The 738-nt window shown below is 33.5% G+C and carries 1 protein-coding gene; it reads right to left on the reverse strand.

What is annotated here, in order from left to right:
• Nucleotides 1-83: 83 nt before the first annotated feature.
• A partial coding sequence (locus tag ACLIJJ_RS26900) for a HEAT repeat domain-containing protein (RefSeq protein WP_411412015.1) occupies nt 84-738 on the reverse strand: 655 nt, incomplete at its 5' end.

Consider the following 738-nt stretch of genomic DNA (forward strand, 5'->3'; position numbering starts at 1 on the left):
TAGTTTAATTATGGAAGTTAAATTGCAATCTAAAAATCCAAATCCATTATAATTTTCCTAACCCTTTTGATAGGAAATTCTTGTCACCTGTAAGATAGATCATTAGTTGAAAAACAACTGTTGAATCCTTCTTTTTCTCTATCTGAAAGGAAATCCCACTTTTTTGATTTTATCCATTCTAATAGTTTTTCGATTTTCTCATCATGATTTTTGAACTGATTCAGAAATTCAAAGGCTGCTACTAACTCGTCACTATTAATCTTCCGCTTTTTACTTAAAATCGTTCTTACTCGTTTATATACAACATCGATAGCTGTTTCATCCCCATGATCTTTAATAGCTAATAGAGCATAATATTTTACAGATAATGAACGATCGCCTAAGGCCTCCATATAAAGGGGAAGGAATGCAGAACCACCCAATTTATCAATAGCACAAAGAGCAGCACGTCTTACTTCCCCTTTTCCATTTTTAAATAAAGGAAGAATTTCTGGAATAGCTTTAGTAGCACCCATCATGCTTAGAGAACCAATGGCATAACAAAGGTCATACTCATCTTTTGAATTCCTTATGACTTTTATTAATGCATCTTCTGCGTCTGAATTTTTACATCTTCCCAATGCGTTAATAGCCGAATGTCTGACTGACCCTCTTACATCAGATACACATTTAATGATTGGATAACAGTCTGGTATAACTTCTTGTTCTTCTATTCTTTCTAGTATCGTATCGAGTGTA

Origin of the sequence: Niallia laureatilytica, from assembly GCF_046613985.1 — a bacterium.
GTDB lineage: Bacteria > Bacillota > Bacilli > Bacillales > Cytobacillaceae > Niallia.